This is a genomic window from Hamadaea flava, assembly GCF_024172085.1.
Lineage (GTDB): Bacteria > Actinomycetota > Actinomycetes > Mycobacteriales > Micromonosporaceae > Hamadaea > Hamadaea flava.
In genome coordinates this window covers 2,747,478-2,764,397 of record NZ_JAMZDZ010000001.1, presented here as the reverse complement: position 1 = coordinate 2,764,397, position 16,920 = coordinate 2,747,478, and the positions used below count along the sequence as shown (strand labels likewise).

At 71.7% G+C, this 16,920-nt stretch carries 9 protein-coding genes; 6 read left to right on the top strand and 3 right to left on the bottom strand.

The window, feature by feature from the left end; genetic code table 11:
* The first annotated feature begins 121 nt into the window (after positions 1-121).
* From HDA40_RS12870 to HDA40_RS12860, 3 genes are read left to right on the top strand one after another with little or no spacing between them, the layout of a single operon-like run.
* A complete protein-coding gene (locus tag HDA40_RS12870) occupies positions 122-1,045 on the top strand; it encodes a hypothetical protein (protein ID WP_253755329.1) in 924 nt (307 codons plus the stop codon).
* Positions 1,042-2,445, top strand: coding sequence for a CHAT domain-containing protein (locus tag HDA40_RS12865; protein ID WP_253755327.1), 1,404 nt, complete (start codon positions 1,042-1,044; stop codon positions 2,443-2,445). The genes HDA40_RS12870 and HDA40_RS12865 overlap by 4 nt, the downstream gene beginning before the upstream one ends.
* Entirely contained in the window at positions 2,426-8,374 is a 5,949-nt protein-coding gene (locus HDA40_RS12860) for a tetratricopeptide repeat protein (RefSeq protein WP_253755325.1), read from the top strand. The genes HDA40_RS12865 and HDA40_RS12860 overlap by 20 nt, the downstream gene beginning before the upstream one ends.
* Positions 8,375-8,572: 198 nt before the next feature.
* Here the strand turns inward: HDA40_RS12860 and HDA40_RS12855 are convergent, their stop codons facing one another.
* A complete protein-coding gene (locus HDA40_RS12855; RefSeq protein ID WP_253755323.1) occupies positions 8,573-9,193 on the bottom strand; it encodes a GNAT family N-acetyltransferase in 621 nt (206 codons plus the stop codon).
* A gap of 135 nt (positions 9,194-9,328) precedes the next feature.
* On the opposite strand from HDA40_RS12855, the gene HDA40_RS12850 reads away from it, so the two are divergent.
* From HDA40_RS12850 to HDA40_RS12840, 3 genes are all read left to right on the top strand, one after another.
* Positions 9,329-10,519 (top strand): MFS transporter, encoded by a 1,191-nt coding sequence (locus tag HDA40_RS12850; protein ID WP_253755322.1) that lies wholly within the window; start codon positions 9,329-9,331, stop codon positions 10,517-10,519.
* 74 nt (positions 10,520-10,593) lie between these two features.
* Entirely contained in the window at positions 10,594-11,178 is a 585-nt protein-coding gene (locus tag HDA40_RS12845) for a hypothetical protein (protein WP_253755321.1), read from the top strand.
* A 51-nt stretch (positions 11,179-11,229) separates the two neighbouring features.
* Positions 11,230-14,718: an ATP-binding cassette domain-containing protein gene (locus tag HDA40_RS12840; RefSeq protein WP_253755320.1), complete on the top strand. Its 3,489-nt coding sequence runs from the start codon at positions 11,230-11,232 to the stop codon at positions 14,716-14,718.
* 32 nt (positions 14,719-14,750) lie between these two features.
* Here the strand turns inward: HDA40_RS12840 and HDA40_RS12835 are convergent, their stop codons facing one another.
* The gene (locus HDA40_RS12835; protein WP_253755319.1) at positions 14,751-15,995 is read right to left on the bottom strand and encodes a glycosyltransferase family 4 protein; all 1,245 of its coding nucleotides are present in this window, start codon (positions 15,993-15,995) and stop codon (positions 14,751-14,753) included.
* Complete coding sequence (locus HDA40_RS12830) at positions 15,992-16,915, bottom strand: UbiA prenyltransferase family protein (protein WP_253755318.1); 924 nt, start codon at positions 16,913-16,915, stop codon at positions 15,992-15,994. Before HDA40_RS12830 ends, HDA40_RS12835 begins: the two co-directional genes overlap by 4 nt.
* Between the last annotated feature and the right edge of the window lie 5 nt (positions 16,916-16,920).

Genomic DNA, 16,920 nt, shown 5'->3' with positions numbered 1-16,920 from the left:
GGACGGATGGGCCGAGCGTCGCGCCATCGCGCCCGGGGGTGATCGGTCGGAAAGGTGCTAGTGGGCGGGGGAGGGCTGCGTCGATACTGGACACTCGCCGATCCGATCGAGAATGGTGATCATGACGAGTGACGATCTCGACTTCAGCGCCGATCTCACTGAGGACAGAGCCGCGGTTCTTCTCGACGCCGCCCGGCGGGTCGACGCGCTGTCCGGTCACCTGGGCGCCACCGGCGAGGCCGACAACGAGTTCGGTGATCTGCTCCGGGCGTTGAACGAGGACTCCGTCGAGTTCGGCTCGTTCCCCGACGTGCTGCCGGTGCCCATTCTGGACCTGCCCAACGCCGACCGGACCTCGGCCGCCTGGCGCGCGGCGCTGGAGGAGGGGTACACCTTCTGGTGGATCCGGCTGCCGATCCTGCTGTTCCCCCGTCGCGGCTGGGGGTTCACCCGGCTGGAGCTGCGGGTCGACTTCAACCCGGACGAACCCGATCCGCGCCGCCGGCCGCGTGCTTTCGACATCCTGCCCAACCGCAGGTTCGACACGATCGTGTCGGCCGGCGGCGAGTTCCACGTCGGGGTGGGCGCGGACGCGAAGCTCGCGGTGAAGGTCCCGACGATTCCGCTGGACGCGATCGGCGCGCTCGCCGGGGTGCCGCTGCCGCTGTCAGCCGGTGGGAAAGCGAAGGCCGAGGTGGGAGCGTCGGTCGATGTCGCGCTCGCCCCGGTGCGCTTCCGGATGACGGCTGCCAGGGTCGATCACACCGCTGAAGGGCTGGAGAAGGTGTTCTGGCGGCTGGACGGCGCGGAGTTCTTCGCCGAGGACCCGCCGCAACTCGTGATCATCCTCCAGGTTCCCCGGGACGTGGAGTCGGTGCGGATGCGGGCGGTCATGCGGGCGTACCGGCGGTTCACGTTCTTCCCGGCAGGGCTCCAGGCGATGATCCGGGAACTGCCGTCGGCGTTGCGCGCGTTCTTCACTCAGGGCGCGCCCGTCGGCGACACCCGCAGCTATGACCTCAGCCCCGTCGTGAGGGCGTCATGACGGATCTGGCGGTGGAGGAGTTCGCGATCCAGGTCGGCAACCGCCGGGTCCAGGCCGAATGGCGGCGCGGCGGCTACAGCCAGTCCGTCGTCGGCGAGCTGGAGATCGACGATCTGCGGTGGCGTACCGTCGAGGTCTTCGTGGACCTGTTGCGCAGCAACCGGTTGATCAACGTGCACGAGCTGAAGCTGCTCGGCGAGCACCTGTTCGTGACGCTGTTCGGTTCGCGCCGCGACGACAACGGGCCCGGTGCGCTGTTGCGCCGCGCGATCAAGGGCGACCCGTACGCCGACAACGGCCAGCGGCGTCTGCTCCGCGTCGTGCTGGAGATGGGTTCCGGGGCCGAACGCCTCGCGTCGTGGCCCTGGGAGTACCTCTACGTCCCACTGGATCGCGAGGACCCCGACACGGGCTTCTTCCTCGGCGAGAGCACGAACTTCATGCTCACCCGCAAACTTCCGCTGGCGGTCTCCGCCCGCATGATCCAGGTACGCCCACCGCTGCGCGTCCTGTTCGTGGTACTCGCCCCGAACGACGTGACCGAGACCGACATCGAGTACGAGGCCGTCCTGGAAACGCTGATGGAGCTGCGTGACCTGGGCGGCGAGGCGCGGATCGATCTGCGGGTGCTGACGCAGAACCATGCGCACGACGGGCGCAGCTTCCCGGCGAACGAGGAGCTGCCGGTCCAGACGACCTGGCGGTCCTTCCTCAACACCGTCGAGCAGTTCGATCCCCAGGTCGTGCACGTCATCTCGCACGGCCGGTACGTCGACGGCGCGGACGGGCGGCCCCGTGGGCAGATGGCCTTCCCGGACGAGAACAACAAGGCGCTCTGGATCGACGACCGCGACCTGGCCAACCAGCTCAGCCTCAGCGCCTCCGGGCTGCGCCTGGTCTTCCTGCAGGCCTGCGAATCGGCGGCGACCTCGGCCAGCGGCTATCACGTCATCTCCGGCCTGGCCCAGTCGCTGGCCCAGAAGAACATCCCGGCAGTGATCGCGATGCACTACCAAGTCCAGCTGCGGCTGGCCAACCAATTCGCGCGGGCGTTCTATCAGGCGCTGGTCGACCGGCGGCCGATCGAGGTCGCGATGCACCACGCCCGCCGGGAGCTGTATCTCAGCGGCATGATGGGCGAGTCGCAGCAGCGCGCGGGATTCGGCCTGCCCGTGCTGTATCTGCGCGAGTCCGGCCCGCTGCTCACCCCGGCTCTCCTGCCCGTCTCCGCTTCCGCCGGTGGCAGCGGTCCCCGGGTCGCCGAGCCGTCCGGCCCGCCGGGCGAGTCGCCCGGCTCGCAGCAGGCCACCGCCCCGCCGTGGGAGCAGTCCGGCCGGCCCGTCATCGACAACTTCCCCGGAAGCGGAAGGTGGAGCACCGGTGAGCAACCCCTCGCCTGAGGCGCCGGCCCGCCCCGCCGGCAGCCTGCCCCCGGCGATCGTGCCGATCCTGCTGACCCTGGGCCGCGCGCTGACCGAACACGGCCGCCGCGACGAGGCGGTCGACGCGTTGCGCCGCGCCATCGCCGAACCCGAGGACAAGCCCGACGAGGTGTTCGCCGCGCTCATCGAGGCGCTGCTGGCCCACGGGGAACGGTCCGAGGCGCTGCGGCTCGCGTTCGACCGGCTCGCCACCGCGCCGCGTGCGGTGATCCGCGTACTGCCGGCGCTGGTTCCGCTGCTGCGGCCGACCCTGCTGCGCCCGCTGGCCGACGCGGTCACCGCCGACTACTCCGTGGAGACCGACGGCTCGGTGCCGGCAGGCGACCGGTGCCGGTTGCTCGCCTTCGTCGTCCGCGCCCGGCTGACCCTCCAAACCGTCGACCAGGCGAGCGCCTTGCTCGATCGGGCGGGCGATCTCGTGCGGGACGACGCCGAGCTGCTGACCCTGCTCGGCGAAACCCGGCTGCGCCAACGGAACCTGGACGCCGCGCTGACCGCCTTCCTGGCCGCACGCGCGATGCAAGCGGCCGCGACCCAGACGGCCGCGACCCAGACGGGCGCACCACAAGCAAGCGAGACGCAGCAGGATGCGGCGATCGATCTTCGGCTGGCGCACGTCTACGAACAGCTCGGGCAGGCCGAGTTGGCGCTGGAGCACATCGCGGCCGGCATCGCCGGGGGAGTCGACACCGAAGAGCCGTACGCCTTGCGCACCCTGGTACGCCTGCATCAGCACGACCTCGACGCCGCCGCACTCGACTACGCCGAAGCCGTACGCCGTACCCCCGATTCGGTGGCGACGGCCCGCGCCGGGGCGTGCCTGTTCTTGGCTGCCAACGAATACGGCAACGCCCGGGCGGCCACCGACGCCGGGCTGGCCCGCCACCCCGACGACGCGAGCCTGTCGTTCCTGCGCTTCCAGTCCATCGTGGAGGCCGGCGACCACAGTGACATCGAGCGCCGCATCGCCCGGTTCGCCCAGCGGATGGCCCCGGCCGACCTCGCCGAGAACATCGAGCGGGCCGCCCGCGTACGCCGTCCCGACGATCCGGCCGTCCACTACTTCCTCGGCGTCCTCTACCAGGCATTGGAGCGGCCGGCCGACGGTTTGCACGCCGTCGACACCGCGATCGACCTGCTGACCACGCTCCCGGGCGAGGCGCCGGAGCCGCTCGAACTGCCCGCCCGGCGGCTGCGTGCCCTGATGCTGCGCGACCTGCTGCCCACCGAAGCCGGTGCGGAGTACGAACGGGCCGCGTTGTTGGCGTTCGACTCCGGCGACTCCGAGGCCGCGGCCGAGCTGATGACGACCGCCGACGGGCTGCACGCGCTGACCCCCGGCGCCCGGTGGACTTTCGCCGACGCGTTGCAGGTGTTGGCGTACGCCCCGGAGCGGCGCGGCCAGGTCGACCCCGACCGGTTGGCGCACGCCCTCGACGTGTGGGGCGAGGCGTACCGCAGCGGGCTGCCGACGTTGGACTACGCCTGGGCGTACATCTCCCGGGCGCGGATGAGCATGATGCAGTCGCGGATCGAGGCCGAGCAGCTCCCGCGCGTACTCGAAGCCGTCGTGTGGTTGCAGTGCTACGACACGCTGTTCGCCGGGACGGAGGCGTACTTCGAGACCTTCGGCACCGCCTGCTCCCTGCTCGGCGCTTACGGCGTACGAGCTGAGCTGAGCTTTGCCGCCGCGCGACCGCCGCTGACCGACCGGTATATCCCCGACGGCAACACCTTGAGCACCACCGCCGCGAACAGCGGCGACCTAGAGCTGATGGCCACCGTGGCCGTGACCGAGCCGGAGAGCCGGGCGCGGCTGGAGGTGCTGCGCGGTGACCACGTGGCCGCGCTCGCCGCGCTGGACAGCGCGACGGCCGAGCAGCGGCAGACGGCCTTCCACCTGTGGCTGCGCGCCATGGCGGAATGGCAGGCCGGTGACGTCGCGGCGCTGGACCGGACGCTGGCCACGCCGCCGATGCCCGAGGCTTGGGAAGGCATCAGCGTCTGGCTGCATCTGCTCGGTGGCGACCCGCAGCGGGCGGCGCAGATCGTCGAGGGCTTGGACGACGAGCGCAGCTGGAGTTCCGACGTCGGCTTCGAACGCGCGCTGTGCCGGATCGCGCTCGGCACTCCCGGTGCGGGCGAGGACGAACAGATCGCCGTCCGATACGCCCGGACCAGCCGATCCTTTGAGGATGTCCACAACCTGCCGGCGCTGGCGGGCATCCTCGGGCTGCGGTATCCGGCCGCCGCGCCGGTGTTCGCCCGGATCGCCGCGGCCGCCGCCGAGCGCGAGCAGTCCTTCTGGCCGCTGACGGCCGAGACCGACACGGCCTACCTCGCCGCGCTCCCGGTGCCGGACTGGGCCGAGGTCGCGGCGCACTCGCTGCGCGCCCGGGTCGCGATCAGCCGCGCCGACTGGGCCGCGGCGACCGACGCCTTCACCGCGCTCATCCCGCACCTCGACCGGTTCCCCGAGGTCGAGTCCGGTTTCGCCTGGATCACCACCGAGCTGCGCAACAGCACCCCCTCCGACGAGCTGCTCGAGCAGGTCGGCGCGGCGGTCGCCGAGATCACCGCCCGGCCGTCGCGGCGGGCCGGTGCCTTCCTGCCCGAGATGGACCTCGGCGACCTGCACCTGGCCGCCGGCCGGCCCGACCGGGCCGAGTCCTACTACCGCTCCCAGCTCACCCGGCCCATCGACGGCGAGCAACGCGGATCGGTGCTGTCCCGGCTGCACCTGCTCGCGGTCGAGGACGGCCGCCCGGAGGCCGAGGACCTGCTCACCCAGGCCCTCGACGAGTTCCGGCCTGTCGGCGGCCTCAGCTTCGCGCTGGTCTCCAACAACCTCAATCCACTGGTACGCACAGCGCAGACGTGGGAGCGACTGCTGTCCGCTTGGGCACCCCCCGACGGGGCGGACGACGGCGAGCGCTTCCGGCTGCACCTGGTCGGCCGATACTCGTACGGGTTGATGCTGAAGAACACGGATCAGCCCGCGGCGGCCGAGCCGATCCTGCGGGACGTGCTGGCCGACGAGAGCCGGATCTACGGCCCCGACGCGCCCGACGTCCAGACGACGGGGCATGTCCTGGCCGGTACGCTCGCCGCGCTGGGCCGCTGGGCGGAGGCGGAGGAGCTGTTCCGCGAGGTCGTCGCGACCCGGCAGCGGGTGCTCGGCAGGGCCGATCCGTCCACCCTCAGCTCCGGGCACGAGCTGGGCTGGGTGCTGAGCAATCAGAGCCGGCCGGACGAGGCCGAAGAGGTCTACCGCGACGTCCTGGCTCAGAAACGCGAAGCGCTCGGCCCGGCCGATCCGTCCACTCTGGTCACCTGGCACAACCTGGCCGGCGTGCTGGCGAGCCAGGAGCGCTGGCAGTCCGCGCTCGACGAGTACGAGCAGGTCGTCGAAGTCCGCGAACGCGTCTTCGGTCCCGACGACCCGGTCACCACCTCGTCGCGCTTCGAGGTGGCCTGGGTGCTCTACAAGCTCGGCCGGTACGCCGCATCCGAAGCCGAGTACCAGCGGGTGATCGACCACCGGACCGTCCTGTTCGGACCGGACGATCCGGCGACCCTGGTGCCGCGCTACGAACTCGGCGAACTGTTGCGCGCCTCCGGCGACACCGCCCGCGCGCTCACCGAGTTCCGGGCGGTCGCCGAGGCCCGCCGCCGTACGCTCGGCGACGCCGACGTCAGCACCATCAACGTCCGGTACGAGATCGCCACCCTGCTCTACGAGTCCGGCGATCCGGCCGGAGCCGAAGAGATCTACCGCGACGTGCTGGCGATCGAACGGGAAAGTCTCGGCCCAGACGATCAGACGACCCTGGTCACCTGGCACAACCTGGCCGGGGCGATCGCCCGGCAGGCCCGGTGGGCCGACGCTGAGCAGGAGTTCCGCGGAGTCGCCGAAGCGCGTACGCGCACCCTCGGGCTGGAGCACCCGCACACGCTGGCCACCCGGCACGAGATCGCCCGGCTGCGCTCCGAGATCGGCGACCTCGCCGCCGCCGAGGCCGAATATCGCGACGTGCTGGCGGCCAAGCGGCGAGTGCTCGGCGACGACGACCCCAGCACCCTCATCACCTGGGACAACCTGGCGATGCTGCTGTCGTCGGCGGGCCGCTTCGCCGAGGCCGAACAGATCTTCGGCGAAGTGCTGCAGATCCACCTCCGGTCGCGTGGTGAAGACCACGAACGCACGCTCGTCTGCCGAGACGAATGGGGCTGGTCGCTGTACAAACTCCAGCGGCTCGACGAGGCGGCCGAGCAGTACCGCATCGTGATCGACCGGCGTACCGCCCTGCTCGGCGCGACCCATCCGAACACGGTGTCGGCCCGGACCGCGTACGCGGTGATCCGGCGCGACGCCGGTGACCTCGCCGCCGCCGAGGCCGAACTCCAGGCGGTGCTGACCGAACTGCTCGACGTCTACGCCCCGAACTCTCCCGAGGTCGTCACGGCCCGGTCGACGCTGGCCTGGCTCCTGGTCGCCTCGGTGTCGGCGGACCGGGGTCTGGCCCTGCTCACCGAAAGCGTCGACGGACTGCTGACCGAACACGAACCGGCCGACCCGGACGTGGTGGCCGCCCGCCTCGACCTGGCCGACGCCCTCGTCGAAGCCGATCGCGCGGACGACGCGGTCACCCAATACCAAGCCGCCCTGACAGCCCAGCGTGCCGCGCTCGGCGACGCCGACCCGGCCGTGCTCACCACCTGGGCGGCGTACGCCACCATGCTCACCGAGGCCGAACGCTGGGCGCAGGCCGTCCCCGAACTCGACCACCTCGCCGACGCGTACGCCCGCACTCTCGGATCGGCCGACAACACCGTGCTGGTCGCCCGGCGCAAAGCAGCCTGGGCGCACTACCAGGTCGACGACTACGCCGGAGCCGAGGCGGCCTACCGGGCCCTGGCCGCCGACGAGGCGACAGCCCTGGGGGAGCGGCACGCCGCGACCCTGGCCAGCCGCCTGAACGCCGCCGTGCTCCGCGGCCGGGCCGGCGACCGCGACGGCGCCATCGACGAACTCCGCGACATCCTGACCTTCCGCGACGAGGCGCTCGGACCCGACGACCAGGAGACCCGGTACGCCCGCGACGAACTGGCCGCCATGCTCACCGACGCCGACCGGTACGCCGAAGCCGTCGACGAACGCCGCAAGCTGCTCCAGGCCGAGATCTCGGCGCTGGGCGCGACCAGCCCGGAGACCCTCGACACCCGGCGTACGCTGGCCTCCCTCTACCGGGCGCTCGGCGACTTCGACGCGGCACTCGCCGAGCTGACGGTGCTCGCGACCGCCTCGGGCGCGACGGCCGGGCCGGACACGCCGAACACCCTGGCCGCCCGCTACAACGTCGCCGAATGCCTGGCCGCCGCCGGCCGGTACGCCGAAGCCGAAGCCGAGTTCCAGCAGGTCCTCGCAGGCGAGCAGGAGGCGATCGGGCTGGACGACCCCAGCTACTACATCACCCTCGCCAGCCTCGGCGCGGTCTACCTCGAACTCGACCGCTGGCCGGAAGCGGAGCAGGCGTACCGGACCGTGACGGTCAACCGGGCCCGGCTGCTCGGCGAGGAGCACCCGGCGACCCTCGGCGCCCGCTACCAGCTCGCGGGCTGCCTGGCCGCCCTCGACCGGTACGCCGAAGCCGAAACCGAACTGCGCACGATCCTCGCGATCCAACGCGACACGCTCGGCGACGAAGACCTCGCCGTCTACGTGACCTGGGAAGGACTCGGCGACCTGCTGGCCATGCAGGACCGCATCGCCGACGCCGCCGACGTCTACGGGGTGGTGCTCGACGCCCGCACGCGGCTGCTCGGCCCGGACGCGCCCGACACCGTACGCGTCCGCGAAGAGCTCGCCCGGTTGGATCTCCCGTGACGGCCCGCTGTCCGAGCCGCTCTGGGTGATCTTGAACAGAAGGCGTCGCTCCGACGGCGTTTTCTGTTCAAGATCAAGACCACGAAAGTGATCTAGGCGAGAAGTGGCGGCCTGGGCAACCACTTCTCGCCTAGATCAACGAAGGCGGTGCGCTAATCCCACGAAAACTCCGCTGATGACGAAGCCGCGCGTCACGCGTCACAGGAAGCGGGCGAGGCGCGCTTCCATGGTGGACCGGACAGCCGGCCATTCCGTCGGGACGACGGAGAACATCGCGGAGTCGCGCAGCCGCCCCTGCTCGCCCGGAGCCCAGGACTGCGACCAATTCCGCAGCACGCCCTCGAACCGCAGCCCGAGCTTCTCCAGCGCTGCCCGGGATCGGGCGTTACGGGCATCGGTCTTGAGGTCGACGCGGGCGACGTCCCAGGTCTCGAAGGCGTACGTGAACAACAGCAGCTTGGCCTCGACGTTGATACCGGTGCCCTGGGCGGCCGCGCCGAGCCAGGTGAAGCCGACCTCGATGGCGCACAGCCGGTCGCCGTCCGGCCACAGCCGCGGATCCCAGTACCCGGTGCAGCCGACCGCCCGCCCGGTCGCGACCGAGATCTGCGCGAACGGCGCGAGCTTCCCGGCGTCGCGGCGGGCCAGTTGCGCCGCGATGTAGTCCGGAACCTCGGATGTGGTCGGGACCCAGGTGAACGCGTAGGACGAGCGATCCACCGACGCCGCGGCGGCGAGGTCGTCGGCGTGCCGCTGCTCCAGCGGCTCCAGCCGGACGAGCCGGCCCTCCAACGTAGGGCTACCAAGATCGAAGGTCACGCTGTTAGTGTGCCTGACGTGACTTCCGGACCGCACTAATGACGGCGCGCACCTGACGCCGCCCTCATTCGTGTCGATTTTCCGGGAGTCTTTCTCATGTCCGCCGTTCGTGCGGGCACGTCTTATCGTGCCGTCTTGTCCAGGCCGCGAGTGCTGCGGCTGTTCCTGCCCGCCACCGTGGGCCGTCTCGCGTATGGCATCCTGCCGCTCGCGCTCTTCTTCACCGTCGCCCAGGCGACCGGCTCGCTCGGGACCGCCGGGCTCACGGCCGCGGCCCTCAACCTGACCGTCGTGCTCTGCGGTCCGGGGCGGGCCCGGCTCATCGACCGGTTCGGCCGCCGCGTCCTGCCGGCTTTCGCCAGCTTGTACGCCGTGAGCACCACCCTGCTCGTCTGGGCCGCCCAGGCGCACGCGCCGACGCCGCTCCTGCTGCTGGCGGCTGCCCTGGTCGGGGCGTGCCCGCCGCCGCTGGGGCCGACGATGCGTACCGTGTGGGCCGATCTGATGCCGGAGGGCCCGCTGCGGCTGCGGGCGCTCAGCCTCGACGCGGTCGTCGAGGAAGTCCTGTTCACCGCCGGTCCACTGATCACCGGCGTGGCGATCGCGATCGCCGATCCCCGGGTCGCGCTGGCGCTGGCCCTGGCGCTGATGATCACCGGTTCGGCCGTGTTCGGCTTCGGCCCCCCCACCTCCCGTACGCCGGCCACGGCCGACGCTGCGGACGCTGCGACGGAGGCAGGCGTCGGACTGCTGCGCTCGCCGGGCTTCCTGCCGATGCTGTTCACCCTGGCCGGGCTGTTCGCCGCGATGGGCCTGGTCGACGTGGCGGTCCCGGTGACGGCCGCGCACGCGGGCACCCCGGCGACGGCGGGCTGGCTGCTGGCCGGGATGTCGGCCGGCAGCGCCGTCGGCGGGCTGCTGTTTGGGCGGCGTACCTGGGCGACGCCGTTCGCCCGGCTGCTGCCGAAGGTGGCGTTGCTGCTGGCGGCGCTGGTCGCCGGGCTGATCCTGCTCAGTCCGCTGTGGATGCTCGCGGCCGGGCTGATCGTGACCGGTCTGCTGCTGTCGCCCAGCCTGATCATGGCGTACGCCCTCGCCGACGAGCTGGCCCCGGCCGGTGCCCGGACTCGGGCGTCGGTGTGGGTCAACACGGCCGGCAACGCGGGCATCACCACGGGAACGGCGCTCGCCGGAGCCTTGGCCGATCATGTTCCCGCCCAGCTGTTGTACGCCGTCGCAGCGCTCGTGCTGCTCGGCACGGCGGCCCTGCCGGGCCGCCGCCTCGCCCGCGCCATTCCGGTACGCCCAACCGTCGCGACCTCGTGATCGCGACGAGCGCGGGTATGCCATGATCACGCATGACCGCGCTCGACTGTCCACAATGTGCACAGCATGATCAGGTGCACAGCGTCCGCTCCCTCTACGAGTCCCAGTCCGGCACGTACAGCGCGGTGTCGACCGGGGTGACCAGCGGAGTGGGGTTCGCCGGCGGCCGGGCCGTCCCGGTCGCCGGCCGAACCGTGACGCGTACGTCGGGCCGCACGAGCACGCTGCTGGCCGATACCCTGGCCCCGCCGCCCGTCCCGGCGATGCCACCCCGGCGCGGCGGGTTCCTCATCGGGCTGGCGCTGGCCGCTCCGGTCGCGGCCGGCTGCCTCACCGTCCCGCTGCTCGCGAGCGGAGCCGACGACGCCGCACGCAACGCCGTGATCTTCTGGGCTGCGATCGGCGGCCCGTTCCTCCTCGTCGCGGTGGCGCTCATCGTCCACCGGATCACGTCCCGGCAGCGGGCGCAGCGGGCGTATGACGCCTATTCGGCGATCTATCCGTCGCAGTCGGCGGTGTGGAACGCCGCATTCTTCTGCAACCGGTGCAATCTGGCGTTCCTCCCGGCGGGCGCGCTCGGAGTGCCCGGTCGCCACCAGACAGTCGCCCCGCAGTTCCAATACATGGTCACCGCAGTGGCGGCGCAGCTCCGGGCGTGATCTTGGATAAATCCGGTTGAGCACCCGGCCACGGGTCGGCAAGCTGGGAGGATGCGCCTCTTCCGGGACCTGTGGTCTGCCTCACCCCGTCGGGCCCTGGTCGTGGTGATCCTGGTCGCGCTGGGCGCGGCGGGCCAGGCCGTGGGTGCCGCCATCGCCGGTCCGGTGCTGATGTACCGGTCGGGTGTCCTGTTCGCTCTGCTCGCCGTCGCGCTCGTCCTCGCGGTCCTCAGCGACCTGGTGATCAGCCTCGTGATGGCCCGCCTGACAGCGGACTGGTCGGCGCGCGTACGCCGGCAGCTGTGCCAGGTCGCGTTCGGGCAGGACCTGCCCACACTCGAAGGCACCCCGGTCGGCGAGCTGCTCGACCGGATCGACAGCGACGTCAACCAGGTCGCGTCGTCGGTCCGGGCGCAGGGCGTACGCATCGCTCAGGGCGTGGCCGTCGCGGTGCTCTCGGTCGTGATCTCGGTGTTCGTGTGGTGGCCGGCCGGGATCGCGATGGTGCTCGTCTCGGCGTTCCTCGTCTGGAAGCTGCGCAAACCGGCCCAGCTGATCACCCCGGCCCGGATGGCGGAGGAGGAGGCCTGGTCCGATCTGGCCGCCGTGATGGAGGAGTCCATCCACGGGCAGGACGACGTGCGGACCACCCTCGCCCGGCCGTACGTGATGCGGCTGTTCGCGCGGCGGGCCAAGGTCGTCCTCGAACGCGGCCGCCGGGTGTGGCGGGGGACGGCCGTGATGACCGCCATCGCCGCGATCACCACCCGCATCTGCATCGCGCTCGTCGTCCTCGGCGGAGTGTGGGCGCTGGCCGGCGACCGGGTCGACAGCGCGCGGCTGACCGCGATCTGGCTGCTGGCGCTGGCCTTCGGCGGCACCGTCGAGCATGTCAGCCGGATGGTCCCCGAGCTTCAGTACGCCCTCGGCGCCTGGAACCGGGTCGTGCTGCTCCGCGAATCGGCCCAGGAGCCGGTCGGCGGACAGCCACCGGCCGCCGGCGAGCTGCGCGTACGCGACCTGACCTTCCGGTACGCGCATGGTGACGACCGCCCGCCGGCGTTGCACGACGTGAACCTGACGTTCGCCCCGGGCCGGTCGTACGCGCTCATCGGGCGTACCGGGTCGGGCAAGTCGACGCTGGCCAAGGTGCTCACCCGGGCGGTGGCCCTGCCGCGGGGAACGGTCCTGCTGTCCGGGACGGATCTGCTCGACCTCGACGTCGAACAGCTGCGCCGCTGGATCGCGGTCGTGCCGCAGCGTACGGACATCCTCGCCGGCACGCTGGCGGAGAACATCGCGCTGTTCGATCCCGCCCTGCTGCCCAACGCCGCCGACGCCATCCAGCAGCTGGAACTGCAGGACTGGGTGGCCGACCTGCCGGACGGTCTGCAGACGCGGCTCGGCGACGGCGGCCACGTGCTGTCGGCCGGGCAGGAGCAGCTCGTCGCGTTCGCCCGGATCCTGGTACGCGATCCGCAGGTGGTCATCCTCGACGAGGCGACCGCCCGCCTCGACCCGGTGACCGAGGGCCGCGTGCAGCGGGCGACCGAACGCCTGCTGCGCGACCGGATCGGCATCGTCATCGCCCACCGGCTGTCGTCCGTGCAGCATTGCGACGAAGTCGTCATCCTCTCCGACGGCGTCGTGGTCGAAGCCGGCCCGCTGCAGGAGTCGGAGCGGTTCGCGCAACTGCTCGCCACCAGCATCGAAGCCGCCGCCGAACCGGTCGCGGCGGCTGCGCACAGCACTGCGAGCACGGGCGGCGTGGCGCTCGCCGAACGGCCGGAGCCGGTGCCGGAGCCGGTCATCCCGGCCCAACCGGCCAAGCGCGAGGGCAAGACCGATCCACCGCCGCTGCCCAAGCAGCCCAAGGCGCGTGCGCTGGGCCAGATCGTCCGGCTGACGTTCAACGATCCCAAGTTCGGCCTGACCTCGCTGGCCATCTTCATGGCGATGATCGTGTTCGGCCTCGACGGCGCGGCCCTGCCGTGGCTGTGGAGCGACCTGGTGGACGGCGACGGCGGCCTGCTCTGGCCGGCCGTCGGGATCGTCTCGGCGCTGCTGCTGACCGCCCCGATGCCGTACGCCGTCAACCGCTGGTATCCCGAGTGGTGGGTCCGGCAGATGCTGCGGATCAGCCAGCGGCTGGTGTACGGGCAGACCGGCCCGCGCCGGGTCAGCAACCACACCCCGGCCGAGGTCGTGGCCCAGTCCGGCGACACCGAACGGGTCGTTTTCCTCGCCGACAACGTCGTCGACCAGTGGATCTCCCTGACGACGATCGCCGCGATGACGCTCATCTCCGGATCGCTGGTCCCAGGCGCGTTCTTCCTCGGCACGATGGTCTTCAGCGGACTCGCGGCGACGCTGTTCGGCCCGAAGCTGGCCAGCTCGGCCAAGAACACGGTCGCGGCGCGGGCGGCCTTCGCCACCGCGCTCGTGTCGTCGCTCACCGCTGCGCGTACCGTCAAGTTGGCGGGCGCGACCCGGCCGGTGCTGGACCATCTCGCGAGGCTGGACACGACGCGCAGCGATCGTCAGCGGCGTGAGATCGCAGTGCAGGTCTGGGCCCGCTCGACCCCGGCGATCCTGAGTGGACTGTTGCCGATCGGCGCGTGGGCGATGTACCTGGGCGGCTCGCTGTCGTCCGGCGCGACCCTCGTCGCGGTGTCCACGCTGGGCTCCGCGCGCTGGTTCGCGTGGACCACGGCCTCGCTCATCTCGTCGCTGCCGTCGGCCCGGGTGTGGACCAAGCGAACGGTGTCGATGGCTGGGATCGGCGACTACACCAAGGCCGTCAACGGCGTCGACCTGTCCGAAGGCACCGCGCCCGCCCCGGAACCGGCCCCCCGTACGCCGCTGCAACGCCTGGAGCTGGCGCGGTTCACGGCGGTGCACGAGGACGGCACCATCGCGGTGCAGAACGTCGACCTGACCGTCGACCGGGGCGAACTCGTCCTCGTCGTCGGACCGGTCGGCTCCGGCAAGTCGTCGCTGCTGCGGGCGTTGGCCGGCATCGTGCACCACACCGGCGACCTGCGCTGGAACGGCGAGCCGATCACGCGGCCGGAGCTGTTCCTGCGGCCGAACCAGGTCGGCTACGTGGCGCAGCTGCCGCGTGTGCTGTCCGGGTCGGTCGCCGACAACATCAAGCTCGGTCACGACCTGGAAGCGCAGGCGGCGGTCACCACCGCGCAGCTCGACCACGATCTGGCGTCGGCCGGGCTCGGGCTGATCATCGGGCACAAGGGCACCCGCCTGTCCGGTGGACAGTTGCAGCGCCTGGCGCTGGCGCGCGCGCTCGCCCCGCGTACGGAGCTGCTCGTCGCCGACGACGTCTCCTCGGCGCTGGACGTGACCACCGAACTCGCGTTGTGGCGGGCGCTGCGCGATCGCGGCATCACCGTGATCGGGTCGACGTCCAAGCGGGCGGCGCTGGCCCAGGCGGACAAGGTCGTCGTGATCATCGACGGTGCGGTCCAGGCCCGGGGGCCGTGGGCGCGCCTCGAACGCACCTGGGGCCACCTCGCCGGCTGACCTGGTTTCTGCCGCGCGATTCTGCCGCGCGATCATGAACCTTCGGTCGTGATCGCGCGGCGTGTCGCGTCCGTGGCACCCTGATCAACTCCCGGAGGGCATGATCGACTGCGGCCTGACGCGGTCACAGCAGCGGCCGAGGCGGCGGCGACCACCGGAGGGGCGGCGAGCGAGTCGAAGAGGGCGGCGTAGCGGTCGAGGCAGGCGGTGAGACCGAACAGGTCCCGCGCCCGTTCCGCCCCGTCGGCCCGGCGGGCGGCGTCCCACGAGAGCACGTCAAACAGCGCGGCCCGCAGTTGTACAGGCGATCGGGGCGCCACCACCATTCCCATGCCGGTGGCCACGACCGGATACCGGCCGCCCGGCAGATCCGTGGTGACCGACGGTACGCCGCACATCATGGCCTCGGCCTGCGCGATCCCGAACGATTCCGCGACCGACGGCAGCGCGAACGCGTCGATCGAGGCGTAGAAGTCGGCGATCTGCTGTCCCCGGAGCAGGCCCAGGATGCGGATGCGGGGGTCGCGATCGGCGGCCGCCCGGATCCGGTCGATGACCGAGGTTCCGGCGACGGTCAGGTAGTCACCGCCGATGAGCAGCCGGGCCTGCGGGTCGTCGATCCCGTCGAAGGCTTCGACGAGGTATTCCAGGCCTTTGTCGGCGACGATCCGGCCGAGGAAGCCGATGTGCGGCCCGGCCGTCTCCCGATAGGACGGTCGTCCGCCGGACCGGTCGAGGCAGGGCGCCGAGATCGCCTCCCGCCGAGCCTGGCTCAGCACCGGCCACAGCTGCGAATGGGCGGCCTGGTCGTCGCTGTTGACGACGACAGCGGCCGAGCGGCGCAGGGCGTACCGGGCTGAGACGGCCACGGCAGCGGTGGCGGCCCGCGCCACGAGCCCCGGCGGCAGCCACAGATCGATGTGGTAGGTCGACACTATCGGCGTCGGCAGCCGGGCCGCGATCAGTCCGGCCTCCAGCATCGGCAGGTGCAGGTGCAGCACCCGCGACCGGCGGGCGATCCGGCGTACGGTCGCCGGAAAGGACGGGCTGACCAGGCCACGGTTGATCGTCGCGGTCACCGGCGTCCGGTAGACGTCCACACCGGACAGCGTTTCGCGGCGCGGCGTGGCGGGGTCGTGCTGGGCGGCGACGACGGCGATCCGCCAGCCGCGAGCGGCCAGACCTTCGGCGACGACCCGGGCCACCTCGGTCAGCCCGCTGACGTACGGCGTGTAGTAGTTCACCGCGACGCACAGGTCGTATTCGGTGGCCGTCACAGGGCGCTCGCGATCAGGACGGCGGCCAGCGCGGCGGCCCAGAGTCCGGCGCCGGCCCGCATCGGCCCGTCCCGGACCAGGTCGACGACGGGATCGCCGCCCGACCGGTCGACCATCACCATCTGCAGGTAGCGGTAGATCGTGAAGGTGGCGAACGGGAACGTCACGACCGTCGCGACCGCCCCGTACGGCGAGGCCAGCCCCCACAGGAAGGCGACGTAGCCGGCGAGCGCCACGACGAGGTTGACGACGACCACGTGATCCAGGAACGGCACCGAGTACGCCGACAGCGCCGACCGGTGGGCGTCGCCGACCATCGCCAGTTCATGACGGCGCTTGCCGAGCGACAGCGCGACACAGGCGCAGTAGACGCAGATCAGCAGGAACGGGCGGACCGGCAGACCGGCCGCGACCGTCCCGGCGAGCGCCCGCAGCACGAATCCGGCGGCCACCACGGAGACGTCCACGAGCGGCTGGTGCTTCAACGCCAGGCTGTACCAGACGTTGACCGCGACGTACGCCCCGACGACGCCGGCGACCACGAGCGGCAGCAGGGTCAGCAGCGCGGCCGTGATCCCGGCCAGCACGACCAGCAGGAGGGTCGCCGCCCGGACGGTCACCCGTCCACTGGGCAGCGCCCGCAGGCGTTTGACCGGATGCAGCCGGTCGGCGTCGCGATCCCGCAGATCGTTGAGCACGTACACGGTGGACGACGCGGCCAGGAAGGCGGCCAGGGTCAGCCCGAGCGGCGCGGCGTGCCCAGCTGCGGCGACCGGGGCAGTGACCAGAGGTGCCACCAGCACCGGCGCGCCTTTGATCCAGTGCCGTGGCCGCAGCAGTGACAGCAGTGCTCGCCAACGGAAGCGTACGGGAATGTCGTCGAGGGCGGTGGTCGCCGGGCTTTCCAGGGTCTGCACCATGAGCC